25 protein-coding genes are annotated in these 22,571 nt (G+C 41.0%); 14 read left to right on the top strand and 11 right to left on the bottom strand.

What is annotated here, in order from left to right:
- The first annotated feature begins 30 nt into the window (after window positions 1–30).
- Window positions 31–591, top strand: a complete 561-nt coding sequence (locus GSQ74_RS08125) for an NUDIX hydrolase (protein ID WP_158992037.1) — start codon at window positions 31–33, stop codon at window positions 589–591.
- A 58-nt stretch (window positions 592–649) separates the two neighbouring features.
- The gene (locus GSQ74_RS08120; protein ID WP_158992035.1) at window positions 650–1,411 is read left to right on the top strand and encodes a 1-acyl-sn-glycerol-3-phosphate acyltransferase; all 762 of its coding nucleotides are present in this window, start codon (window positions 650–652) and stop codon (window positions 1,409–1,411) included.
- A 190-nt stretch (window positions 1,412–1,601) separates the two neighbouring features.
- Here the strand turns inward: GSQ74_RS08120 and GSQ74_RS08115 are convergent, their stop codons facing one another.
- The 3 genes from GSQ74_RS08115 to GSQ74_RS08105 are packed head-to-tail and all read right to left on the bottom strand — an operon-like array spanning window position 1,602 to window position 3,506.
- Window positions 1,602–2,405, bottom strand: coding sequence for an ABC transporter permease (locus GSQ74_RS08115; RefSeq protein WP_158992033.1), 804 nt, complete (start codon window positions 2,403–2,405; stop codon window positions 1,602–1,604).
- 4 nt (window positions 2,406–2,409) lie between these two features.
- A complete protein-coding gene (locus GSQ74_RS08110) occupies window positions 2,410–3,309 on the bottom strand; it encodes an ABC transporter ATP-binding protein (RefSeq protein WP_158992031.1) in 900 nt (299 codons plus the stop codon).
- Window positions 3,303–3,506 carry a hypothetical protein gene (locus GSQ74_RS08105; RefSeq protein ID WP_158992029.1) on the bottom strand — a complete coding sequence of 68 codons (204 nt, stop codon included), beginning with the start codon at window positions 3,504–3,506 and terminating at the stop codon, window positions 3,303–3,305. Before GSQ74_RS08105 ends, GSQ74_RS08110 begins: the two co-directional genes overlap by 7 nt.
- A 198-nt stretch (window positions 3,507–3,704) precedes the next feature.
- On the opposite strand from GSQ74_RS08105, the gene GSQ74_RS08100 reads away from it, so the two are divergent.
- The 5 genes from GSQ74_RS08100 to GSQ74_RS08080 all read left to right on the top strand — a co-directional run bounded on the left by GSQ74_RS08100 (window position 3,705) and on the right by GSQ74_RS08080 (window position 8,761).
- Window positions 3,705–4,715: a sensor histidine kinase gene (locus GSQ74_RS08100; protein ID WP_158992027.1), complete on the top strand. Its 1,011-nt coding sequence runs from the start codon at window positions 3,705–3,707 to the stop codon at window positions 4,713–4,715.
- Window positions 4,716–4,878: 163 nt separating this feature from the next.
- Window positions 4,879–5,748, top strand: a complete 870-nt coding sequence (locus tag GSQ74_RS08095; RefSeq protein ID WP_158992025.1) for a beta-1,6-N-acetylglucosaminyltransferase — start codon at window positions 4,879–4,881, stop codon at window positions 5,746–5,748.
- Window positions 5,732–6,106: an FdtA/QdtA family cupin domain-containing protein gene (locus tag GSQ74_RS08090; RefSeq protein ID WP_158992023.1), complete on the top strand. Its 375-nt coding sequence runs from the start codon at window positions 5,732–5,734 to the stop codon at window positions 6,104–6,106. Before GSQ74_RS08095 ends, GSQ74_RS08090 begins: the two co-directional genes overlap by 17 nt.
- 1 nt (window position 6,107) lies before the next feature.
- Entirely contained in the window at window positions 6,108–7,199 is a 1,092-nt protein-coding gene (locus GSQ74_RS08085; RefSeq protein ID WP_158992021.1) for a DegT/DnrJ/EryC1/StrS aminotransferase family protein, read from the top strand.
- Window positions 7,199–8,761: an FAD/NAD(P)-binding protein gene (locus GSQ74_RS08080; protein ID WP_158992019.1), complete on the top strand. Its 1,563-nt coding sequence runs from the start codon at window positions 7,199–7,201 to the stop codon at window positions 8,759–8,761. Before GSQ74_RS08085 ends, GSQ74_RS08080 begins: the two co-directional genes overlap by 1 nt.
- A 55-nt stretch (window positions 8,762–8,816) precedes the next feature.
- Here the strand turns inward: GSQ74_RS08080 and GSQ74_RS08075 are convergent, their stop codons facing one another.
- A complete protein-coding gene (locus tag GSQ74_RS08075; protein WP_158992017.1) occupies window positions 8,817–10,157 on the bottom strand; it encodes a sigma-54 dependent transcriptional regulator in 1,341 nt (446 codons plus the stop codon).
- A gap of 36 nt (window positions 10,158–10,193) precedes the next feature.
- Here GSQ74_RS08075 and GSQ74_RS08070 point away from each other — a divergent pair, with 36 nt between their 5' ends.
- Entirely contained in the window at window positions 10,194–10,598 is a 405-nt protein-coding gene (locus tag GSQ74_RS08070; RefSeq protein WP_158992015.1) for a hypothetical protein, read from the top strand.
- A gap of 183 nt (window positions 10,599–10,781) precedes the next feature.
- Here the strand turns inward: GSQ74_RS08070 and GSQ74_RS08065 are convergent, their stop codons facing one another.
- From GSQ74_RS08065 to GSQ74_RS08055, 3 genes are all read right to left on the bottom strand, one after another.
- Window positions 10,782–11,420, bottom strand: a complete 639-nt coding sequence (locus GSQ74_RS08065; RefSeq protein WP_158992014.1) for a gluconate 2-dehydrogenase subunit 3 family protein — start codon at window positions 11,418–11,420, stop codon at window positions 10,782–10,784.
- A gap of 19 nt (window positions 11,421–11,439) precedes the next feature.
- The gene (locus tag GSQ74_RS08060; RefSeq protein ID WP_158992012.1) at window positions 11,440–13,176 is read right to left on the bottom strand and encodes a GMC oxidoreductase; all 1,737 of its coding nucleotides are present in this window, start codon (window positions 13,174–13,176) and stop codon (window positions 11,440–11,442) included.
- A gap of 104 nt (window positions 13,177–13,280) precedes the next feature.
- The gene (locus GSQ74_RS08055; RefSeq protein WP_158992010.1) at window positions 13,281–13,979 is read right to left on the bottom strand and encodes a DUF1080 domain-containing protein; all 699 of its coding nucleotides are present in this window, start codon (window positions 13,977–13,979) and stop codon (window positions 13,281–13,283) included.
- A gap of 164 nt (window positions 13,980–14,143) precedes the next feature.
- Here GSQ74_RS08055 and GSQ74_RS08050 point away from each other — a divergent pair, with 164 nt between their 5' ends.
- The gene (locus GSQ74_RS08050; RefSeq protein WP_158992008.1) at window positions 14,144–14,572 is read left to right on the top strand and encodes a CBS domain-containing protein; all 429 of its coding nucleotides are present in this window, start codon (window positions 14,144–14,146) and stop codon (window positions 14,570–14,572) included.
- A 52-nt stretch (window positions 14,573–14,624) separates the two neighbouring features.
- Here GSQ74_RS08050 and GSQ74_RS08045 read toward each other — a convergent pair whose 3' ends face one another.
- Window positions 14,625–14,825 carry a hypothetical protein gene (locus GSQ74_RS08045; protein WP_158992006.1) on the bottom strand — a complete coding sequence of 67 codons (201 nt, stop codon included), beginning with the start codon at window positions 14,823–14,825 and terminating at the stop codon, window positions 14,625–14,627.
- Window positions 14,826–15,138: 313 nt separating this feature from the next.
- Window positions 15,139–16,605, bottom strand: coding sequence for a 1-hydroxycarotenoid 3,4-desaturase CrtD (crtD, locus tag GSQ74_RS08040; protein ID WP_158992004.1), 1,467 nt, complete (start codon window positions 16,603–16,605; stop codon window positions 15,139–15,141).
- Window positions 16,606–17,003: 398 nt separating this feature from the next.
- On the opposite strand from crtD, the gene GSQ74_RS08035 reads away from it, so the two are divergent.
- Complete coding sequence (locus GSQ74_RS08035; RefSeq protein ID WP_158992002.1) at window positions 17,004–17,198, top strand: hypothetical protein; 195 nt, start codon at window positions 17,004–17,006, stop codon at window positions 17,196–17,198.
- Here the strand turns inward: GSQ74_RS08035 and GSQ74_RS08030 are convergent, their stop codons facing one another.
- Together GSQ74_RS08030 and GSQ74_RS08025 are read right to left on the bottom strand one after the other, a co-directional pair.
- Window positions 17,199–17,900: a hypothetical protein gene (locus tag GSQ74_RS08030; RefSeq protein ID WP_158992000.1), complete on the bottom strand. Its 702-nt coding sequence runs from the start codon at window positions 17,898–17,900 to the stop codon at window positions 17,199–17,201.
- A gap of 160 nt (window positions 17,901–18,060) precedes the next feature.
- Complete coding sequence (locus tag GSQ74_RS08025; protein WP_158991998.1) at window positions 18,061–19,068, bottom strand: aspartate-semialdehyde dehydrogenase; 1,008 nt, start codon at window positions 19,066–19,068, stop codon at window positions 18,061–18,063.
- Window positions 19,069–19,339: 271 nt separating this feature from the next.
- On the opposite strand from GSQ74_RS08025, the gene GSQ74_RS08020 reads away from it, so the two are divergent.
- The 4 genes from GSQ74_RS08020 to GSQ74_RS08005 all read left to right on the top strand — a co-directional run bounded on the left by GSQ74_RS08020 (window position 19,340) and on the right by GSQ74_RS08005 (window position 22,399).
- Entirely contained in the window at window positions 19,340–20,290 is a 951-nt protein-coding gene (locus GSQ74_RS08020; RefSeq protein WP_158991996.1) for an NAD-dependent epimerase/dehydratase family protein, read from the top strand.
- A gap of 106 nt (window positions 20,291–20,396) precedes the next feature.
- On the top strand, window positions 20,397–21,122 hold the full coding sequence (locus tag GSQ74_RS08015) for a YebC/PmpR family DNA-binding transcriptional regulator (RefSeq protein WP_158991994.1): 726 nt from the start codon (window positions 20,397–20,399) through the stop codon (window positions 21,120–21,122).
- A 93-nt stretch (window positions 21,123–21,215) separates the two neighbouring features.
- Window positions 21,216–21,431, top strand: a complete 216-nt coding sequence (locus GSQ74_RS08010; protein ID WP_158991992.1) for a DUF2442 domain-containing protein — start codon at window positions 21,216–21,218, stop codon at window positions 21,429–21,431.
- An 80-nt stretch (window positions 21,432–21,511) separates the two neighbouring features.
- Window positions 21,512–22,399, top strand: coding sequence for a hypothetical protein (locus tag GSQ74_RS08005; protein WP_158991990.1), 888 nt, complete (start codon window positions 21,512–21,514; stop codon window positions 22,397–22,399).
- Window positions 22,400–22,571: the final 172 nt, after the last annotated feature.

The following is a 22,571-nucleotide window of genomic DNA, read 5'->3' as shown; positions in this document are numbered from 1 at the left end:
AAGGATAAACAACATTTTTACCTTTACCGCATGCATCATCCTAAAGATAACCCCTGGAAAGTAACCGCGGAAAAGGTTGTTTATGACAACTCATGGATAAATTTAACCGAGTACCAGGTGATCAATCCATCGGGCAACCCGGGTATTTATGGCAAGGTGCATTTTAAAAATATTGCCATAGGTATTATCCCTTTGGATGATGATTTGAACACTTATCTGGTTGGGCAATACCGTTTCGCGCTGGATCAATATAGCTGGGAGATACCTGAAGGCGGAGGTATTATTGGCATTGACACCCTTGATTCGGCTAAACGGGAGTTGCTGGAAGAAACAGGCCTGAAGGCTGATAACTGGACTGAAATACAACGCATGCATTTGTCAAACTCGGTTAGTGATGAGCTATGTATTATTTATTTAGCCCGCGACTTAAAACAATTCGAAGCCGAACCTGAAGATACCGAACAGCTAATCGTTAATAAAGTACCTTTTGAAACTGTTTACCAAATGGTTTGCAATGGCGAAATAACCGACTCTGTCGCTGTCGCCACCATATTGAAGGTTAAATTGATGATACTGGAAGGGAAGTTGTGAAAATCAGAGCTTTAGATTTCTTCGTCGAAAATTTATAATTTAGCGGTATCAAACACTCATGAAAAAGGTTTTCGGCTATATTTTAACCCCCATTGTTGCAGTAGTTTTCTTTCTGACACTCTGCATTTTTCATCCTTTACAGTGGTTAGCTTATAAGTTGGGTGGCTACTCGGCACATAAAAAAGTAGTCGATGTTTTAAACCTGTGTTTGATGCGCAGCCTGTACTTATCAGGCAATACTACAAAATTTACTAATAATCAACATTTACCGGAAGGGCGCCCGATTATCTTTATATCCAATCATCAAAGTATGTTTGATATTCCGCCACTGATTTGGTATCTGCGTAAATATCATGCAAAATTTATCTCGAAAATTGAATTGACCCGTGGTATACCATCCATCTCCTTCAACCTAAAATATGGCGGCGCGGCAAATATCGACCGTAAAGATCAGCGCCAATCCATTATGGAGATTGTGAAACTGGGGCAACGGATGAAAGAGCACAAATGGTCGGCAGTGATATTCCCTGAAGGTACAAGATCTAAAAATGGTAAAGTAAAGCCATTTCGTGCTGCCGGTATTGCTACTCTTTTGAAAAAGTGCCCCGAAGCTCTATTAGTCCCAATTGTGATTAAAAACTCGTGGGCCGTTATAAAATATGGTTATTACCCGGTTAACGCTTTTACCCAAATGCAGGTTGAAGTTTTAACACCTATTGAGCCGGGCAAAACGCCTGCTGAAGAATTGGTATTAACTGCTGAGAACAACATCCGTGCTGCTTTAGGGCAGGCCCCTGCCAAGCCTTACGAGGTGAAATAAGTAATGGATTGTCATTGCGAGGAACGAAGCAATCGCGAACTTTCTGTACGATTACCATAATCTTCTTGTCATTCTGAGCGGAGCGAAGAATCTTCTGCACCGTGCATGGTTCGCTTTGCAAATCGAAGAAGATTCTTCGCTCCGCTCAGAATGACAATTTAAAAGCAATGACAATTCTGTATTTCAATATTTATTTCACACTTTTCTTCAGCACAATAAAATATCCAGCTATAAATACTACCGCAGCTATAATCAGGCTTACATAAATTTCCTGGGTGAATAGATCAACGCTGATTGGGTTGCTACCTGCGGCATGGCTGTGATGCTGTGGCAATGCGCTTAGTGCCAGCATTGGATGCGAATATGGGAACAGGTAATCATATTTCCACTGATTTATAACCAATATAACACCGGTTATGGTAGCCACAAAACCAATCCCCATCGGCTTTAAAAAATCCCGAAATAACAGGCTCAATAAAAACTGTATAGATAATATGCCTAATGATGAAAGGAACAGTTTAAAATATAACTGCGATAAAACGCCCGACATGTCATAGTCGTGAAATTTCAACTCAGGCTTTATCATACCTAATAAATTACCGAAACTAACTGTAAAAAGTACAAATAAGGTAAGGCATAAAAATACAAGGAACAGGGCGTAAAAATACTTAGCGCTATAAACCGCGAATTTGGATATTGGCAATGAGAACAACGTTTTCCAGGTATCGGCTTTATGTTCGATGCTATTTACCGAATAACCAATAAAAACAATAAGCATGGGCAATAACAGCGACCCCATCACCCCTAAAATAGCACCTGAAAACTGAACCCAAAGCATCATGCCGGGTTCCATAACCATTTTATCGCTTCGGCTGTAAAACCCGGCGAATATTAGTAGGCAAAGCAGCAACGGCAATATAACGGCACTCCAGAAACCGGCTGTTTTACGGCTCTTATAAAACTCCGAGCGGAATGATAGTATAAATCCTTTCATAGTTTTATGCGTTTTGGGTGATGTCTAAAAATAGTTTTTCCAGATCCTTGTGCTGCTTAATGATGCTATATACGTTATAGCCCATATCATTAAGCAGCTTATTGATGTTGCCCATTTGTTGTTTGGTAGTGTAGGGTACAAATATGTGGGTGTCGGTAACTTCGGTAACGGTATAATTATTACGGGTTAAATAGTTTGCGGCATCAATGGTGTTATCGGTTTCAATTTGTATGGCAGGTTTGCTCATCGCTTCAAGGTCATGTATACTGCCCTGGAATAATAATTCGCCATGGTTGATAATGCCTACATGTGTAGCCATCCGTTCAATCTCGGCTAATAAATGGCTTGATATAAAAACTGTTTTTTTGTGCTCACTCACCAATTTTATCAATAGCTCACGTACTTCAATAATCCCGTTAGGGTCAAGGCCGTTAGTGGGCTCATCCAGTATTAGTAATTTAGGATCGGATAGTAAAGCCAATGCAATGCCCAGGCGTTGTTTCATTCCTAAGGAATACTGTCCGGCTTTTTTATGCGCGGCATCGGTTAGGTGAACAATTTTTAAAACTTCGTTAACCCGGGCTTCGCCGATTTGCAGAAGTAGTGCGCGGTTGAGCAGATTTTCTTTTCCGCTTAGATGTAGGTAGATGGCGGGTTGCTCAATAAGCGAGCCTATTTGTGCCAATATTTCCAAGCGGTTGCTTTTAAGCTCCTTGCCGAAAATATGGATACTGCCCTGCTGGGTTTGCAGTAAATTGAGCAGTAATTTTATAGTAGTGGTTTTACCGGCACCATTGGGGCCTAAAAAACCGTAGATGCTTCCCTCAGGTACCTGGAGCGATAATGATTTAACAACGGTTTGGTTGCCAAAATCAAAGGTTAACCCATCGGTGCTTATTACCACACGTTTTCTTTACTAACAGAGCAAACCATTTTTACCAGGCTTACTCCTTTAAAGAAAAGTGACGTAGCGTGTTTGGTTGTACCCGCTATTTCGCTCCTTTTTTGCTGGAACTGATAACTTACCCCCATAACAAGCGCAAACAGCACCGGCACCAGTAATAAGATGAATGGATTTGAATTGTTAATTAATTTTTTCATTGTGAGTGATTTGTTGAACAAAGGTTTAATTTTTATTTTATCATATATAAAGATTTATACCAAGCACCACTTATCATAGACGAACGCTCATTTACACCGATAAACCAGTTGATAGGCTAAAAATGCCGGTTCATCGGTAAAACGCATATCTATATATAAATTGTAGCTATAAACACCGCCAAAATATTACATTTGGTTATGAAAAGAAGCTGGCAAATATTTTGGCATGTATTTTTTTGGCTAAGCATAATTTCGTTGTTTTTGTTCCTGGCGCAGGACGATACCCATTTGGATTACCTGGGGCTGGCAATTGTGTTTCTTTTATATCCTGCTATCAATATAAGCTTGTTTTATCTTAATTACCTGGTTTACATCCCTAATTTCCTTGATAAAAAAAAATATGCCTCCTATGGGATTATCATAGCTATAACCATTGTGATTTTCGGTTTGGCTAAGTATGGCATTGGCTCAATATTTAAGCCATATGTGCTTATACATATGAAACAAACGCTTAGCTTTTGGCAGTACTTTACAGGTACTATATTTACCAGCTTGACATTCGTTTTTTTAAGTACCGTACTTAAGTTTACTACCGATTGGTTTTTGAATGAACGCATACAACGCGACCTGGAAAACCAACGCCTAAGCGCGGAGCTCTCCTTTTTAAAATCGCAAATAAACCCGCACTTCTTATTCAACTCCCTAAATAGTATCTACTCATTGGCTTACCAGCGATCGGAGACTACCCCCGATGCAATTTTAAAGTTATCGGAAATTATGCGCTACATGCTTTATGAATGCAATGATAACGAGGTATCGCTGGAGAAGGAGCTGCAGTATTTGCAAAATTACATCGAGCTACAAAAGATACGTTTTGGTAAAAAGGCTTATATCGATTTTAAAATAAACGGAAAGGTAGACGGCCAGCAAATAGTGCCTTTATTATTGATCGCTTTTATTGAAAATGCTTTTAAACATGGCGTGGCAAATGACCCGGGATCCGCCATCAGGTTGTTGATAGAAGTTGATGAAAGCCACCTCTACTTTTTTATTCAGAACAGGAAACATAACAACAACAAAGATAATTTAGGTGGGATAGGCCTTATAAATGTTAAAAGGCGGCTTGATTTATTATACCCCGGCAGATACAAGCTTGATATTATTGATGGGAAAGAGACCTATACCTGCGAACTTACGCTTGATCTGTAAGCATTTCCGATATTTTTAGTTAAAGTTTTCATTAAACGAAACTTTGATTTGTCGATTTTAATCGAAACATATAAATCGATCAAAAAAACCTATTAAATGTTTCAATTGCCCTTATATTGGATTATATTAGTAAACCAGAAAATCTTAAATCCTAATAATCATAATGCGTTTTGCTTGTTTAATTGTTACTTATACTTCGGCAAAACAAACGCTAAGGCTGATACAAAAGCTTGATAATGGCGACTTTGACTTTTACATCCATCTTGATAAAAAAGTAGATATAGAAACTCACCGTGAGCTGTTTGATATGCCCAACGTGTTTTTCATAAAAGATCGTATCAACATTAAATGGGCTGGTTTTACAGTTGTTGAGGCCAGCTTTAACGGGCTAAAAGAAATAAGGGCATCGGGCAAAGAATATGCTTTTATCAATCTACTAAGCGGGCAGGATTATCCGTTAAAATCAGCAGATTATATCAGTAATTTTTTAAAGACGCAGGTAGGCAGCCAATTAATAAAGCATTGGGATTTTGAAACCGAATGGGATGAAGCCTTTGCACGCATATACAAATACCATTTTACCGATAGGGTATTTAAAGGCAGGTATTTGGTACAACGGTTAATTAACGCAATAGTTAGGCAACGAAAAGTGCCTACCACCATGCGCTTTCATGGTACCAGCTCAACGTTTTGGACATTGAGCCCCGATTGCGCCTATTACGTAATGGATAAGATTGAAAACGATCATAAATTAGTCCGTTTTTTGAGATACACATGGGGGAGTGATGAGTTTGTATTCCAAACTGTTATCATGAACTCGCCGTATAAGGACAGTGTATTGAATAATAATTTCAGGTATATTGATTGGACTGCAGGCGGTAGCCATCCTAAATTATTACTTACCGAGGATTACGAAAAGATAATAACGACAGATAATATAATTGGCCGTAAATTCAATATGGATGTTGACGGAAACATATTGGATCTACTGGATAAACACAACAGCGTAGTGACAGATGGCATACTTTATTGAATTAAAAACTTATACTGATGAACGTGGCTCTTTAAATTCTATTGACCGCGCCCTTCCTTTTGACATCAAAAGGATCTATTACATATATAACGTCAACGAATCACTTAACCGGGGTGGGCATCGCCATTTTGAAACCGTTGAAGGCTTAATTTGCATGAACGGTACTTTTACTGTTTTGATTGATAATGGCAGGGAAAAGAAAGAATATTATTTATCTGATCCTTCAAAAATCCTGATAATGGAAATTGGCGACTGGCATGTGATGTATGACCTTAGCCCCGACGCAGTATTAATGGGCATAGCATCAACAAATTATGACCCTAAAGATTACGCTTACGAACCTTTAAGTATTAGCTAAGATGATCCCCTACGAAAATCTGAAACGGCTAAATACCCCTTTCGAAGATAAGTTCAGGGAAAAGTTTGATTCAGTAATTAACAACGGGCATTACATTTTAGGCCCTGAGCTGGAGGTATTTGAGAAAGCCTATGCTAAATGGCACAACGTAAATTACTGCATTGGTATATCCAACGGATTAGATGCATTAATCCTGTCATTAAAAGCCTGTAATTTCCCCGAAGGGAGCGAGGTTATTGTGCCCTCAAATACTTATATAGCCAGTATTTTAGCCATACTGGCCTGCCAATTGATACCCGTTTTGGTTGAGCCTGATATTGCCACTTACAACATCGACCCAAACAAAATAGAGGAGGCGATAACACAAAAAACTAAAGCCATTATGGTGGTACATTTATATGGTAAGTGCTGTCAGATGGATAAAATAACAGCCATTAAAACCAGGCATAATCTTATTTTGGTGGAGGATTGCGCGCAATCGCATGGCGCAACTTTTAAGGGTCAACTTTCGGGCACTTTTGGCGAGTTTGGTGCTTTTAGCTTTTATCCTACAAAAAATTTAGGTGCCTTGGGTGATGCGGGAGCTATTATTTGCAATAATGAATCGCATAAAAAAACGCTGGCCCAGCTGCGCAATTATGGGTCGGAACGTAAATACTATAATGATATAATTGGCTACAACAATCGCCTTGATGAAATGCAGGCTGCTTTTCTGAGCATTAAATTGAAGTACCTAAAAGAAATGAACGCGCACCGCAACAAACTGGCACAATTGTATTTTGATAATTTAAAAGCTGATTTTATTTTACCTGTACAGAATGCGGACTTTTACGATGTGTTCCATATTTTTAATATCAGGCACAAAAAGCGTGATGAGTTGCAGCAATACCTTACCGATAATGGTATTGGTACAGTGATACATTATCCCGTGCCGCCGCACAAGCAAAAAGCGCTAGATGGTGTTAAAGGAATAAAAAGCGCTTACCCTATTGCCGATGAAATACATGACACCACGCTAAGTATCCCCTGCTCTTTTTCTCATACCGAGGATGAGGTTATGCAGGTAATTGAGGCCTTAAATAAATTTAATTAATGAAGCCTGCTGATCTGGTTATTATTGGTAGCGGCATAGCATGTACGTCAACACTTATTGAGGTTTTTAACAGGTTGATAGACAAACCTGCCGACCATAAATTTTTCATCACCGTTATTGAAAAGAACCGGGAGTTTTGGTTGGGTGTGCCTTATGGCAGCCGCTCTTCAATAAACGCGCTTACCATTACTTCTATCTACGATTTTTTCACCAACAAGCATGAACGAAACCTCTTTTTAGACTGGTTCAACCAAAATAAAATTGAACTACTAAACTGGTACCAGCAAAATGGCGGCGCAACCGCCGGGCAATGGTTGCAAAGGAACGCCGAAGCTATTAAAGCAGCGGATTGGAAAAACGTTTACCTGCCGCGATATATTTGCGGCGAATACCAGCAACAGAAGCTAAATGCAATGCTGCGAATTGTTGAAGAAAGGAAACTTGCTGAGCTCATATTAATTAATGCCGAGGTTACAAATATTCAGCCTAAAAATAATGGATATACGATTAGCTATGAATTGCCTGATAAAACCAGTCTTTCGCTCTCAGCCGCTAAGGTTGTAATAGCAACAGGCTCGGCTCCGGTAAGGAATATTGATTTGCCAGTAGATACCGATGCTGTTATCGTAATTAATGATCTTTATGATCCCGGTGCTGAGGAAAATATCCAAAAATTGGCAACAGCGCTTTCGTATACAAAAAGCGATGATGAAAGAAATGTGCTTGTCATTGGCTCAAATGCCAGCAGTATTGAGTTTTTGTATTTGCTTGCAGGATTACCGGAAGTAACCGAGCTAATAAATAAATTGGTAGTAATATCAAAAAGTGGATTGCTGCCTTATCATATTATTAATGATTCAACAAATGAGCATCTGACTGAAAATTTAGATCAACTTAAAAAAGAAGGTAATTATACCATTGAAACGTTGGTTAATGCCGCCAAAAAAGATATTAGTATTGCCGTAAAGGATGGTGTTATTGTCCCTCATATCGATAAAATAATAGGTTTTACTTTCGAGTTGTTGCAACCGCTGGATGAGGATGCGAAGAAAGCATTCATTGGTATTTACGGCATGCAGTTAAGCAATCTTTTCCGCAGATCGGGGGCTGATTATAAAACAGGCAGTGGCTTGCTGCACGAACTGGAAAAGTTGGTTTTACTAAAAGGCTCATTTGATAAAATTGAGTGTACTGATAACGGCGGTGAGTTACATTATACCACTACTGATCCTCCGCAAAAGCTGACCTATCCCGAAAGGTTTAAAGTGGTTGTTAACTGCACGGGGTCTGATCACTTGAGCCAATCATCAAGCAAACTAATTTACAATTTGGTGCATAGTGGCATTGCCGCGGTAAACCTATCGGGTAAAGGCTTTTGGGTGAACGAGTATTTTGAGGCTGCGCCTAATTTATATGTAATTGGCCCATTACTTGGCGGTAATAAAAATGAACGCATACACTTTTGGCACCTGGAAAACGCATCGAGAATTATGTATTTGGCGCCTTATTTGGCGGAGGGTTTGGTTAGCCCCACCCAACCCTCCCCGGAAGGGAGGGCTTAAAAAAGAAAAAGAATAAAAAAGTCTCCCCTACCGGGGGAGATTTAGAGGGGGCTAATTACTCCAATCCGTACTCTTTTAACTTTCTATATAAAGTAGCGATACCGATATTTAGCAAACGGGCAGTTTCGGCACGGTTGCCCTGGGTATGTTTTAGTACACGTTGGATATGTTGCTGTTCTATAGCGGCCAAATCGAAGGTTGAGGTGTTTGATGTGATGGGTGATGAATCAAATTCATAGGGTAATACAGAAGTATCCAACTCTGTTCCATCACACATGATAACAGCCCGCTCGATGATATTTTTTAGCTCACGCACATTGCCTGGCCAGTTATATGCTTCCAGCTTATTGTAAAATTCTGTTGTAGCCCCTGTTATTTGGGTATTTACTTTTGAGGCGTATTGATGAATGAACATTTTAGCCAGTACAGGTATGTCTTTCCTGCGATCGCGTAAGGATGGCAGCGTGATTTGGAATACTGATAAACGATAAAAAAGATCAGAGCGAAACTGATCTCGTGCCACTTCATCCTGCAGATTACGATTAGTAGCGGCCAGTATACGTACGCTTACTTTGGTAATTTTAGTATCGCCAATTTTGATGAATTGCTGAGATTCCAATACACGTAATAATTTGGCTTGCAATTCGTGATCCATTTCGCCAATCTCGTCCAGAAAAATGGTACCGCCGTTGGCTTCTTCAAACAAACCCTTCTTATCTTTAATAGCGCCGGTAAATGACCCAGCTTTATGGCCGAATAATTCGCTCTCCAATAATTCTTTACCAAAAGCGCTGCAATTGATAGCTACAAATGGCTTTGTACTACGCGGACTTGCCTGGTGTATCGCCTCGGCAAAAACTTCCTTGCCTGTACCGGTTTCGCCTAAAATAAGTACGGTGGTATCAGTCCCTGCAACACGGCGGGCAAGATTTATGGCTGTGGCGATGGCCGGCGATGTGCCTACAATACGGTCGAACCCAAAGCGTGAACTTAGCTTGGTTTCCAGCTCAGACACACGGCGTTGCAGAACGGCCTTATCCATTGCCTTGTTAACCAGCGGGATTATTTTTTCGTTATCATCACCTTTGGTGATATAGTCGAACGCGCCGTTTTTGATGGCGGTTACGCCATCACCTATGGTACCATAAGCGGTAAGCACAATAATTTCGATAGCCGGATAGGCAGCTTTTATAGTTTTGGTAAGTTCGATGCCATTAATATCGGGCAGCTTTACATCGCTGATGATCACATCAACTACCTCATGCTCCAGCTTGCGCAGGCCATCTTTTGCGGTGGCTGCCTCAATCACCTCAAAACCCTCTAACTGTAAAATACGGGTGAGCAATTTGCGCAAACGCTCTTCATCATCAATAACCAGTAGTTTACCTTTCGACATGCTGATACAAAGGTGGGGATTTTATGGGAGATTTTGATGGGGGAAAACATTGGGAGGAGGTGCGGTGAAAACACCGACCGCAGGCTAATATCATTGTATTACATTATTGATATAAAAAAAAGAATAGCGGCGGTTATTAAAGTAGAAATAATAAACAAAATTAAAAATTGCCATATAAAGAAGCGCAAAAGATTTTTAAAAGGCGAGGTTAGATATAAGTTGAAAAGATATGTTATACCTAAAGAAATCGTAGAAAAAAACAACGCTATAATTAAACAATATGCTGCAAGCCGAAAGAAAAAATCGGTCTTGATATTACACCCCCAACAATCTGTTTCAGAGAAAGGCATCCAAAGTGAAGAAATTGCGACAAGGTTATTTAAAAATAGTAGAATTGAATATGCGATTATTGACAATAGTTTAGGTTGTTCCATAAACTAAATATAATAATTCAGACAAACTTGGCAAAATTCCCCGGTGCGGTAAAATGTCGACCAAAAGCAATACTACTTTGTCATTCTGAGCGAAGCGAAGAATCTTCTATGTCATTGCATAGCCCACTTTGCAGATCGAAGAAGATTCTTCGCTTCGCTCAGAATGACAGTTAGATTATAGCGACATCTATTAGCCCCAAACCGTATCAAACCCATGAGATTTTAAAACATCCGCAGGCACACCTGTCCAAATGGTGGGTGAGTTGCCCACGTAGCCAATGTCTTTCACACCCATTTCGGAGGTGAAGAAGCCCGTGGCAGTTAAATCTCGCATGCGGCTGAAGAAGGCTACACCTTGGGCCATTTCGGGTTTGGCTTTTTTGGGGTAGGCTATCATTTTCACCATATCAATTTGCTGTTGGGCGCTTGCGTCTCTAAAAGTGGTATTGTAGCGATTCAGGCATTGCACATCCAGCCAGCGCAGGCCGCCGCGTAGCGGGGTTTGGTGCTCGGGCATGTCGTTTACAATAAATGCTATAAACTCGGGCACTTTGGCATCTGATGCACTCCCTGATTTTTCATCCTTGGGGATAATAATATCAACCAAAACAGTAATGGTAGCCATTTCGTGGTCGGTGAAAAACTTTTCTTCGCTTAACTTTTTATCACGGGCAATCTCATTCGGCAGGCGACTTGGGTCTGGAGCAGCCTCTTTTGGTGGAATTACTTCTGCTACTTTTTGAGTACCCGGTTTGCAGGAAGCATCAAGCAATAAGCCGGTTGCTGCCGCGCCTATGGCAAGTGTTCTGAGGGATTCACGTCTGTTCATAATTTTAATATATGAGTTATTAAACGTTCAGTTTTTTTCGTTGAGCCAATATATATTCCGCTGTACGCATGGATAGGGCGAGGATAGTCCAGGTAGCGTTTTTATCGCCCTGCTGTACAAATGGCGCGGCATCAACCACAAATAAATTATTACAATCATGCGCCTGGTTGTATTTATTCAGGGCTGATTTTTTAGGATCATCGCCCATACGCACGGTGCCTACTTCGTGGATGATAACACCCGGCGCTTTAAGGCCGTACATGGTTTCGGGGCCTTCAGGTGGGTCGGCTATCGCTCCCATCTGGTGCATAATCTCCTGAAAGGTATCTTGCATGTGTTTAGCTTGCTTGATTTCCTCTGCTGCCCATTTGTAATGGAAACGTAGTACCGGGATACCATATTTATCAACCACTTCCGGGTCTATCTCACAATAGTTATCCTCACGGGCTATGGCAGTACCGCGACCAGCCATGCCGACACTCGCACCATAAAAACGACGGTAGTCATTTTTCAGGTCTGCACCAAAACCACCTGCTTCTTTCATTTTGCCATCACGGCCCGGGACTAAGCCATTTTTAGCTTCGATTCCATCGAAAGAACCGTAACCGGGCATGCGTAAACCACCGCCATATTCAATATGATAACCGCGCGGAAAGTCGAGCTTTTTATTACCCAGCCACCACGGCGAATAAATATGAATAGCACCTACTCCGTCTTCATTGTAGCGTTTGCGATCCATTAGTTGGGGCAACCAACCGCTGGCACCCGACCCGGTGGAATCATGCAAATATTTACCCACCACGCCACTACTATTTGCCAAACCGCCGGGATGTGCCGATGATTTGGAATTAAGCAGCAAGCGTGCCGATTCGCAAGCACTGGCACCTAGTATTACAATTTTACCTTTAACCTGGTATTCCTGCATATCATCCTTGTTGATATAGGAGATACCGGTGGCTAGGCCTTTATCATCAGTTAAAACCTCGCGCGCCATAGCGTTGGCAATAACGGTTAAGTTTCCTGTTTTTATAGCCGGAATAACCAGGCAGGATGATGACGAGAAATCGCCGTATACTTTGCAGCTGCGATTGCATTGCCCGCAGTAAAAACATGCGCCACGATCTTTATTATTTGGTAGTGCCTGAGTTAATATAGAACCACGACTGGCGATTGTAGTAACACCTGCCTTTTTTGCTCCTTTTTTAATGTAGAGCTCATTTAAGCGTGGAGGTGGTGGTGGCAGGAAAATACCATCGGGTTCATTTTCCAAACCTTCAACGGTGCCGAAGATACCCAGCAGCCGGTCTATCTTATCGTAAAACGGCTTTACATCGTCGTAGGTGATAGGCCAGGCTGTTGTTTCTCCATCTTTAGGCTGAAAATCATACGGCCCCATACGCAGGGATATACGCCCCCAGTGATTGGTACGCCCCCCTAGCATCCGCGAACGGAACCATTGAAAATCGGTACCATTCTTAGTGGTATAAGGCTCGCCTTCTAAGCTCCATCCGCCGAAGGCAGCATCAAAATCGCCGAAATTGCGGGTATTAGTGCTTGCACCACGGCGTGGTGACTCCCATGGAAATTTTAGCTGCGCTGAGTTTTTTGCAGGATCGAAAAACGGACCTGCTTCCAGCATTAAAACCTTTAAACCGGCATGGGCCAGCACGTAAGCAGCCATACCGCCGCCTGCGCCCGAGCCTACAATAACCGCATCATATAATGTTGATGTTTTTTTGATTTGCAAATCACTCATAAGTTTAACTGTGTATTAGTTAATAGCCTGAGGTTAAATTATGTAATTGGTTACGTTAAATATACTTAAGCAAATGTTATACTGACAATTTTAAATAAAAAATATTACAGTTGCTTTATGCGTATATCGCGAAACTCCACTTCGGCACCATGATCCTGTAAAGAAATATGCCCTTTAGGGTAGGTTGCAAAAGCGGGCCAATCATGAAATTTGCTTTTTTGGACAAGCGCTTTCCACTCGGGGCTGCCCATTTGTGTTTCAACAACTTTTTGTCCGTTAAGCCAAAAAGTAAGGTGACCATTTAATTTGCGGATAATAACTGAGTTCCATTCGCCGGCAGGTTTTGCCGGGTGCGATGGCGCTATCATATCATATAATGATCCAGCTAAATGATTTGGCTGTTTGTTGTCTTCGGCCAGTTTATCATCCAAAACCTGCATTTCCATGCCGGTTAAATAGGTATAATGATAGCTGGTATCCTCGTGGATACCGAAAATAATACCGCTGTTGCCACCGGCAGCTATTTTCCAGTCGATCTTCAATTCAAAGTTGGTGTATTCTTTATTGGTTACTAAATCGCCCTGGTCTTTTGCAGCGGGATCCAATACTAAAGCGCCATGTTCGGCATGCCATGCCCCGGCATCGGTGCCTAAATAAACATGCCAGCCGTCGGTGTTTTTGCCATCAAATAAAAGCTTGTAGCCGTCCTGTTTTTCTTTAGGAGTAAGTTTATTTAATGTTTGTGCTGATAGTGAAAAGCTGATGGCTATAAAAGCCATTGCTGATAGAAGAATTTTTTTCATGGTGGTAGATATTAACTAATAGGTTAATTCAATAAGGCTAATATATACATTATTACAAACACCGCATCCGGGTAATAAAAATTATACGTAGATGCTTTCTAATTTGAAAAATTGATTTGTATATTTATAAAACCCAATGTAAACCAAACAATTACCTGTGTATTATGAAAAAAGTTTCTGACATACTCAATCGAAAAGGTCGCAACGTTGTCACTATTGATGCCGCCACTACCGTGCTTGATGCCTTAAAGCTGATGGCTGATAAAAACATAGGCGCTGTAGTAATATCAGAACATGGTAAATACCTGGGCCTGATGACTGAGCGTGATTATGCCCGTAAAGTTATTTTACTGGGCCGCTCATCACACGAAACACCGGTACGGGAAATTATGAGTACCGGCTTGCCCCGCATTGTGCCCGAAAGCTCAATTGAGACTTGTATGCATATTATGAGCGAAAGCAATATCCGTTATTTACCTGTTTTTGTGGATGACGAGTTATCGGGGATTATATCTATTAATGATTTGGTTACTGAAACGATACTTTCGCATTTGGAAACCATTGAGCATTTGAAGACTTATATACAGTCGTAGTGTTCGTTCTTTTGTCTTGAAAGGAGACTATATACGTGTTAGACCAACTACCTTAATAGTGATTAAAAAACAAAACTTTACAAACCAAATAAATGCCACATATAGTAGCAAATATACCCAACACAAGCCCGTTAATTCTATATCCAAAACGGTCTTTATAACTCGGGTCTTTTTTATAGTTAGTTAAAATAGCAGCAATACCTACAATGAGCATTACTAACGACCACAATATATCGCTCGTCTGCTTGCTCATTTCTTACCCTTTGGCTTAACTTATTTATTTTCAGTTTCTTTACTGCCAGTCGCTTTAGGAGACACAGATGCTTTCATTATTTTATGGAATAGGTCGGATGCCTCTTTTGGGGTTTTTTCGTCTTGCTTTGCCATGAATAACAAATTTACTAATTTTTCGTATATTCGTATAAACAAGAAAGCCTCATAAACAACTTGCGCCTAATGAGAGACAACTCATGAGATTGCTTGTTTAAGAGGTTCGGAGCGTATAAAATGGCAATAACTAGTTTCAGTTTATAACTGAAACTCCGGATAATGACAGTTTTTAACTGTCACACCCAATCACTTACAATTTTAGCGGATAATAAACACAAGGGTATCCCGCCGCCGGGATGGACGCTGCCACCACAGAAATAGAGGTTGTTTATTTTGGATGATTTATTGGCGTGACGCAAAAATGCAGCGAACTGGTTGTTGGAGCTGGTGCCATAGATAGAACCTTGATAGGATGAGGTGCGGTTTTCGATGCCACGGGGATCAAGGATGCTTTCGCTGATGATGAGTTCGCTAACATCTTCGCCTAAGCTTTTATTGAGTTTGGCTATGATATTTTTGCGGGCATTGGCAATCAGTTTATTCCAATCCTGACCGCTATTGGACGGTACATTGATCATTACAAACCAGTTTTCACAGCCTTCCGGCGCATCATCTATTTTGTATTTGGAGCTGATATTGAGGTAGACTGTCGGATCATGATAAATATCTTTTTGTTGCCAGATATGGTTGAACTCGGCTTTATAATCGGCACTAAAAAATATGTTATGCAAATCGAGCTGCGGGAACTGTTTGTTTATCCCCCAATAAAAAATTAAAGCCGAACTGCTGCGTTCCTGGCTGAGTATCTTTTTGGGGAACAGTGCCGGATGTGTTCTTAATAATTGATGATAGGTGAACCAAACATCCATGTTGGATATTACAATATCAGCTTCGATCAACCTATCTTTCACTCTTATACCTTTTGCTATTTGCCGTTCCAAAACAATCTCATCCACGCGCGAATTATAATTAAACTTTGCGCCTAATGATTCAGCTAGCTTGACCAAATTTGTGGTGATACTGTACATCCCATCTTTTGGAAAATATGCACCGAAATGCTGCTCAATATGCGGAATAACATTGAGCGTTGCGGGCGCGCTGTATGGGTTTGAACCATTATAAGTGGCGTACCGGTCATAAAACTGGACCATCCGCTCATCTTTAAAAAAACTTTGGTTTGCTTGATGCATGGTGCGCATGGCATCGATCTGCCTTATCCGGAAAATAGATTTTAATGTGGACCAGCTTAAAAATGTTTTGATACGGTGCAACGATTTTTCGAGAAATACGTGATTGGTGATGTTATAAATCTTGCTGCTATTCTCTGTGTATTTTTTTATGGCTGATGCTTCTTCGCCAATGTTTTTTGATACTTCTTGTTCGAACTTGTCGGTATCCTTATAAGCGGTTAGTTTAGTGCCATCGGTATAAAAGTATTTACATAATACATCCAGCTTTTGGTATTGGAAATAGTCGGATGGATTTTTGCCTGCCAGTTTAAACAACTCATCCACATATTGCGGCATGGTGAACAGACTGGGCCCGGCATCAAATCGAAAACCATCCTTTTCAAATTCGGATAGTTTGCCACCGGGGTAATTATTCGCCTCGAAAACTTCAACATCATAGCCTTTTACCGCTAAGCGAATGGCGGTAGCGATTCCGGCAATTCCAGCACCGATGATTAAAGCTTTTTTTGGCATGGGGTAAAGATAGCCCTATCTTTTAAATTGTCATTCTGAACGTAGTGAAGAATCTTCTTCGATTTGCATAGTTCGCCTTGCACCGTTAAAAGATTCTTCACTCCGTTCAGAATGACAGGGCGGCCTTGTACTGCTTTTACCCTCTTTTTTGCTTGCAAAAGAGAGGGTGGTCGAGCGAAGCAAAGACCGGGTGAGTCAACTATACAAGCGGCATTGGCGCAAATACCAGGCGCATAGCTGACTCACCCCGAATGCGCTGCGCTGTTCGACCCTCTCTTCGGCAAGCCGGAAAGAGGGTAAAAAATAGTCTTCCCCTTAACAAATAACATTACTCTATTCAAAGGGGCGGGAATCGCGCAGGGCAGCGCTTTTTTGCTTATGTTTTTTATCTTTGCCTTATGGCACGTAAAATATTCATAGTGTATTTGGTTTACACGGTAATCGTATTTCTGTTTTACAACTATGTTATCAAAGCGAACACGAACTATGCTGATTCTATTTTAAAAGCCGTGCTTTCAGGTGTAGTGTTTACCGCTGTATACGCCATCCTTTTATCCCGCGCAGCGAAAAGGGAAGACGAAAAAAAGAAATAGCTATTTTACTTTCTCGAAGTATTCGCCGGTGAATTTGTAGGTGATGAATTGATTAGTTGTATGTCCGCTTGCATCGACTATCGGAATGAATATGGTATTGGTATAACCATTAAAATGAATTGACGGCCTTGTGGCGAAGTCCTCTAAAGAATAAGTTCCATAGCTATAATCGTATGATATGTGATTAACCAATCCTTCTGGTGTCTTTATTAATTTTACATCATCAGTTAATTTCCCGTTTTCAATGCGATATATCTTTACTCCCTGGGCTGCTTGTTTCGATATATAAAATGAATTATATACAGCTAAGTAATATGTTTTACCTTTAATAATGCATGTATTTATCTTGGAGAAAAGGCACGTTGTATCGCCTTGTTGATCTGTTTTTAATATAGAATTTGTTTTATTGTTTACTTTATATTGAAATACATTTCCAAACCCACGTTCTGTTTTACCTAACCAAGTTTCCCATGTGTAAATTCTAAGAACATTAGCACCATCCCCCACAAAATAAAAACCGAACTTATGCATCAGATTATAATTATCGGTAATTGTCGATGGATATTTAGTTGTATATAAATTCAACTTTTCGCCAAACTCTTTATCCGCCATCTTAATTGAGTCATATGCATTAACGCTTGAATCATTCCATCTTCCACGCCAACTTGTAATTTTATCATAACTCTTGACCAAATCAGACATAACACTTTTCGGTGTCTGTGCAAGACTACTAACACTAATAAAGCAGCTAACTAACAACAAGCATATTTTTGACTTCATTGTGGATTCAGGATTTCTTTCAAATACAAATAGGGATAATCTTTCGACCATCCCTATTCATCTTATAATAATTTAGGTTTTGTTATACTTCGACAGCCTGACCGATCAGGTTTTTAGATGCCAGATACTCTGCAATTTGTACCGCGTTAGTAGCAGCGCCTTTACGCAGGTTGTCTGATACTATCCAGCAGTTCAGGGTGTTTGGCTGGCTCTCATCACGGCGGATGCGGCCTACAAATACTTCGTCCTTGTCATGCGCGTCAAGCGGCATTGGGTATTTTAGGTTAGCGGTGTCATCAGTTACGATGATGCCTGGTGCATTCTCTAAAATTGAACGTACTTCAGCCAAATCAAAATCCTCAGCAAACTCAATATTAACTGATTCTGAGTGGCCACCCATAACCGGGATACGCACTGTTGTAGCAGTTACTTTAATGCTATCGTCGCCCATTATTTTTTGGGTTTCCAGTATCATTTTCATTTCTTCCTTGGTGTAACCGTTTGCGGTGAACACATCAATTTGCGGTATAACATTCAGGTCGATGGTATATGGATAAGCCATAACACCTTCAATACCTTTACGTTCATTAAACAATTGCTCAACTGCTTTAACGCCTGTACCAGTTACCGATTGGTAAGTTGATACTACTACGCGTTTAATTTTATACCTGTCGTGCAATGGTTTTAAGGCCACTACCATTTGTATGGTTGAACAGTTTGGGTTAGCGATGATCTTATCTTCGGCAGTTAATACGTCGGCATTAACTTCGGGCACAACCAGTTTTTTGGTTGGATCCATGCGCCATGCTGATGAGTTATCAATAACAGTTGTGCCTGCTGCTGCAAAAAGCGGCGCCTGCTCTAATGAAGTGCTGCCCCCTGCCGAAAATATGGCAACATCGGGCTTAAGCTTTATCGCATCCTCTACAGAAACTATCTTGTACTGCTTACCCTTAAATGTGATTTCTTTACCAACACTCTTAGCTGAAGCTACCGGAATTAATTCTGTTACGGGGAAGTTGCGTTCTGTTAGAACCTGCAACATTTTGGTGCCCACCAATCCTGTGGCACCCACTACTGCGACTTTCATTCTGTTAAATTGTTAAATAATTAAATTAAACTTCAAATATGCGATTTTTTTTGCTTTTTTAGGCTAAAAAGGGTTCATTTTGATGCAGAAATCATTCATTTTAAGGTAAAAATCGCTTTTTTTAGGCTGATTTCAACCTTAAAAATCATTAAAACAACCCTGTTAACGTTACTTTTTGAGCAATTTTCAACCATTTACAAGCACCTGTTTGTTTGCCAAAATTATGATTGATTCCGCCCAAATTTTTACCTTTGCAACTTAACTGACTTTCATGACCGAAAAGATTTTAGTGATTGGTGCTAACGGCCAAATTGGTACCGAGCTGGTAAACGCCCTGCGTAATGTTTATGGCGCGGAGCAGGTTATCGCTTCGGATATTCACGACCCTGTAGATGCGATTAGGGACACCGGTCCGTTTGAGTTTGTGAATGTGCTGGATAACGACAACCTGCAACACATCTTTCAAAAACATCAGCCCACACAGGTTTATTTGCTGGCGGCTATACTATCTGCCGTAGGCGAACAAAAACCAAAAATGGCCTGGGACCTGAATATGACCGGCCTGATACATGTGTTGGATTTAGCGGTTGAGTTTAAGGTAGCTAAAGTATTCTGGCCAAGTTCGATTGCGGTATTTGGTCCGCATTCTCCGCAGTTTGATACCCCGCAGTATTGTGTGATGGACCCAAATACGGTGTACGGTTTCAGCAAGTTGGCTGGCGAGCGCTGGTGTGAATATTACTTCGCCAAACATGGTTTAGATGTGCGCAGTATACGTTATCCCGGCTTGATCGGCTGGCGGGCAAATCCCGGAGGTGGCACTACGGATTACGCCGTGCATATATTTCATGAGGCGTTGAAAACAGGCAAGTATGAAAGCTTTTTATCTGCCGAAACAGCATTACCGATGATGTATATGGATGATGCCATACGCGCCACGCTTGATTTGATGAATGCTCCTGCGGAAAGCTTGACGATCCGCTCGGCATATAACCTGGCTGGTATTAGTTTTACACCGACACAACTTGCTGAAGAGATCAAGAAAATAATACCAGGTTTTGAGATCAGTTATGCTGAAAGCGATCCGCGGCAGGCAATTGCAGATAGCTGGCCAAAATCAATTGATGATAGCTACGCGCAAAAGGATTGGGGCTGGAAACTGGAATATGACCTGCCCGCGATAACTGCCGGCATGCTTACAAACCTGAAAAAGATCATTTAAAAGAAAACAAATATTATATTTATCCGATCTGCAATTATAGGCAGTGACTATTACACCCTGATTGATGCCATTAACCATAGGCCATCAACCATGAAATAAAGAACATATGGGAAGAGCATTTGAATTCCGTAAAGAGAGAAAATTTAAGCGTTGGGCCAAAATGGCCGTTCAGTTTACCCGTTTAGGTAAAGAAATTGTAATGGCTGTTAAAGCCGGTGGTGGCGATATAAACACCAACTCGCGCCTGCGTACTGCCGTGCAAAACTCCAAAGCTGTAAATATGCCTAAGGACCGTGTTGAGGCTGCGATAAAGAGGGCTATCAGCAGGGATGAAAAGGATTACGAAGAGTTAGTTTACGAAGGTTATGCGCCTTATGGTGTTGCTGTTTTGGTTGAAACCGCTACAGATAATACCAACCGTACCGTAGCTAATGTACGCAGTTATTTCACCAAATATAATGGCGCGTTGGGCAAAACTGGATCATTGGATTTTATTTTTACGCGCAAATCTGTGTTCACCTTCATTCCCGGCGAGCGCGATTTGGAAGAACTGGAATTTGAATTGATAGATGCCGGTTTGGAAGATTTGTTTGTGGAAGCTGATGAAGAAGGAAACGATATAGGCGTGATCCATACTGCGTTTGAGGATTTCGGTAAAATGCAAAAAACGCTTGAAGAATTAGGCATCGAAGTTAGATCGGCCAAATTAGAGCGTGTTGCCCAATCATTCCACGAGGTTACCGAAGAGCAGGTTGTTGATATTATGAAACTGATAGACAGGCTTGAGGAAGATGATGACGTGCAGGCGGTCTATCATAATATGGCGGAGTAAAAGCCCCACCCAAACCCTCCCCGGTAGGGAGGGCTTTATATTAATAAACATTTAAAAGTCTCCCCTACCGGGGGAGATTTAGAGGGGGTCAATATGCCACTATTCACATCGCGTAAGCAAGGAAAAAAAGTTAAGGTAACATTTGCCGATGGCCTGCTATTTGTTGAAAAAGAAAATGGTAAGCAACAGGCATTCCCTTTGGAGTGGTACCCCGCTTTACAAAACGCGACGGAGGAAGAGCTACAGGATTGGGACCAAACCGACAAAGGCATCCATTTTAATGCCCTTGATGTGGATATACCATTATAGATGTGAGATTGGAGACGTGAGATTGGATATTAAAAATTCCATGTCTCATATCTCCCATCTCAAATCTCAAATCTGAAAATATGGAATTTGAAGAGTTTTTCAAAAAGAAGAGAATTGACATGGTTGCGCTGAAACAGGTGCAGTCGGCCTTGTTTTCTGAATTTGAAACGCACTTTACCCAAATGGGCGAGAAAAGCTTCGATCACACCAAAAAATACTGGTTCAATAAATTAAGGCGCGAATTTCCATTAGCTGTAGAGCCAAAAACCGATAAAGTTAGAATTGATAACCCACTAGCAGAACAAACCATAACTGAAAGCCTGATTGAGGAAACCGCAACGGCACCTAAATTAGGGTTTACTCCTAAATTCAGGGCCGCAGCACCACCGAAACCGGTAACTGAAACTCCCGTTGAAGAAAAAACACCGGAGGATGTACCAGTTACACCTGCACCTAAACTAGGTTTCACACCAAAATTTAGAGCGGCATCACCACCAAAACCTATTACAGAGCCATCGGCAGAAGAAAAACCGGCGGAAACAACAAATACCACTGCATCAAAGTTGGGCTTTACGCCTAAGTTTAAAGCGGCTTCTCCACCAAAATCTGTTACGGAGGAAATGCCTGTCGACGAAAAACCAGCTGAACCAGTTGCGGCTCCTGTACCAAAACTAGGTTTCACGCCTAAATTTAAAGCATCTGCACCACCAAAACCGATAATGGAGGAAGAAACATCCGCCGGGGAAAAACCAGCTGAGCCTATTTCGGCTCCTGTACCTAAATTAGGTTTTACGCCTAAATTTAAAGTGGCTAATATGCCTAAGTCTGAGGCAAATGATGTTCCAGCGCCCGAACCAACAACTGAAGAAAATACCCCACAACCACCTGCTGAGGAAACTGCACCAAAACCGGCTTACAAGCCACGTTTTAAAATGCATAACCTTCCGAAAAAAAAAGAGGAAGAATAGTACTTACTTCCAATAACCATTTGTCATTCTGAACGCAGTGAAGAATCTATCCGCCAATACAAAACGGCGAGCAAAGTTCTGAGATTCTTCACTGCGTTCAGAATGACAATTATAGATAAGTAGACTTACCAGGTTTAACCATACCTCCCATGTGCAAATAAAGCTTTATTCA

This window comes from Mucilaginibacter sp. L196 (assembly GCF_009765905.1).
Taxonomy (GTDB): Bacteria; Bacteroidota; Bacteroidia; order Sphingobacteriales; family Sphingobacteriaceae; genus Mucilaginibacter.
This window is presented reverse-complemented; position numbering and strand designations above follow the sequence as displayed.

Coding starts and splice junctions, on each gene's coding strand:
- GSQ74_RS08115 (WP_158992033.1), bottom strand. CDS start 2,405: ATGAAAGGATTTATACTATCATTCCGCTCGGAGTTTTATAAGAGCCGT.
- GSQ74_RS08120 (WP_158992035.1), top strand. CDS start 650: ATGAAAAAGGTTTTCGGCTATATTTTAACCCCCATTGTTGCAGTAGTT.
- GSQ74_RS08025 (WP_158991998.1), bottom strand. CDS start 19,068: ATGAAAGTCGCAGTAGTGGGTGCCACAGGATTGGTGGGCACCAAAATG.
- GSQ74_RS08005 (WP_158991990.1), top strand. CDS start 21,512: ATGGAATTTGAAGAGTTTTTCAAAAAGAAGAGAATTGACATGGTTGCG.
- GSQ74_RS08075 (WP_158992017.1), bottom strand. CDS start 10,157: ATGTCGAAAGGTAAACTACTGGTTATTGATGATGAAGAGCGTTTGCGC.
- GSQ74_RS08010 (WP_158991992.1), top strand. CDS start 21,216: ATGCCACTATTCACATCGCGTAAGCAAGGAAAAAAAGTTAAGGTAACA.
- GSQ74_RS08085 (WP_158992021.1), top strand. CDS start 6,108: ATGATCCCCTACGAAAATCTGAAACGGCTAAATACCCCTTTCGAAGAT.
- GSQ74_RS08060 (WP_158992012.1), bottom strand. CDS start 13,176: ATGAGTGATTTGCAAATCAAAAAAACATCAACATTATATGATGCGGTT.
- GSQ74_RS08125 (WP_158992037.1), top strand. CDS start 31: ATGCATCATCCTAAAGATAACCCCTGGAAAGTAACCGCGGAAAAGGTT.
- GSQ74_RS08100 (WP_158992027.1), top strand. CDS start 3,705: ATGAAAAGAAGCTGGCAAATATTTTGGCATGTATTTTTTTGGCTAAGC.
- GSQ74_RS08070 (WP_158992015.1), top strand. CDS start 10,194: ATGGGGGAAAACATTGGGAGGAGGTGCGGTGAAAACACCGACCGCAGG.
- GSQ74_RS08045 (WP_158992006.1), bottom strand. CDS start 14,825: ATGAGCAAGCAGACGAGCGATATATTGTGGTCGTTAGTAATGCTCATT.
- GSQ74_RS08035 (WP_158992002.1), top strand. CDS start 17,004: ATGGCACGTAAAATATTCATAGTGTATTTGGTTTACACGGTAATCGTA.
- GSQ74_RS08050 (WP_158992008.1), top strand. CDS start 14,144: ATGAAAAAAGTTTCTGACATACTCAATCGAAAAGGTCGCAACGTTGTC.
- GSQ74_RS08080 (WP_158992019.1), top strand. CDS start 7,199: ATGAAGCCTGCTGATCTGGTTATTATTGGTAGCGGCATAGCATGTACG.
- GSQ74_RS08095 (WP_158992025.1), top strand. CDS start 4,879: ATGCGTTTTGCTTGTTTAATTGTTACTTATACTTCGGCAAAACAAACG.
- GSQ74_RS08015 (WP_158991994.1), top strand. CDS start 20,397: ATGGGAAGAGCATTTGAATTCCGTAAAGAGAGAAAATTTAAGCGTTGG.
- GSQ74_RS08020 (WP_158991996.1), top strand. CDS start 19,340: ATGACCGAAAAGATTTTAGTGATTGGTGCTAACGGCCAAATTGGTACC.
- GSQ74_RS08055 (WP_158992010.1), bottom strand. CDS start 13,979: ATGAAAAAAATTCTTCTATCAGCAATGGCTTTTATAGCCATCAGCTTT.
- GSQ74_RS08065 (WP_158992014.1), bottom strand. CDS start 11,420: ATGAACAGACGTGAATCCCTCAGAACACTTGCCATAGGCGCGGCAGCA.
- GSQ74_RS08030 (WP_158992000.1), bottom strand. CDS start 17,900: ATGTCTGATTTGGTCAAGAGTTATGATAAAATTACAAGTTGGCGTGGA.
- GSQ74_RS08090 (WP_158992023.1), top strand. CDS start 5,732: ATGGCATACTTTATTGAATTAAAAACTTATACTGATGAACGTGGCTCT.
- crtD (WP_158992004.1), bottom strand. CDS start 16,605: ATGCCAAAAAAAGCTTTAATCATCGGTGCTGGAATTGCCGGAATCGCT.
- GSQ74_RS08105 (WP_158992029.1), bottom strand. CDS start 3,506: ATGAAAAAATTAATTAACAATTCAAATCCATTCATCTTATTACTGGTG.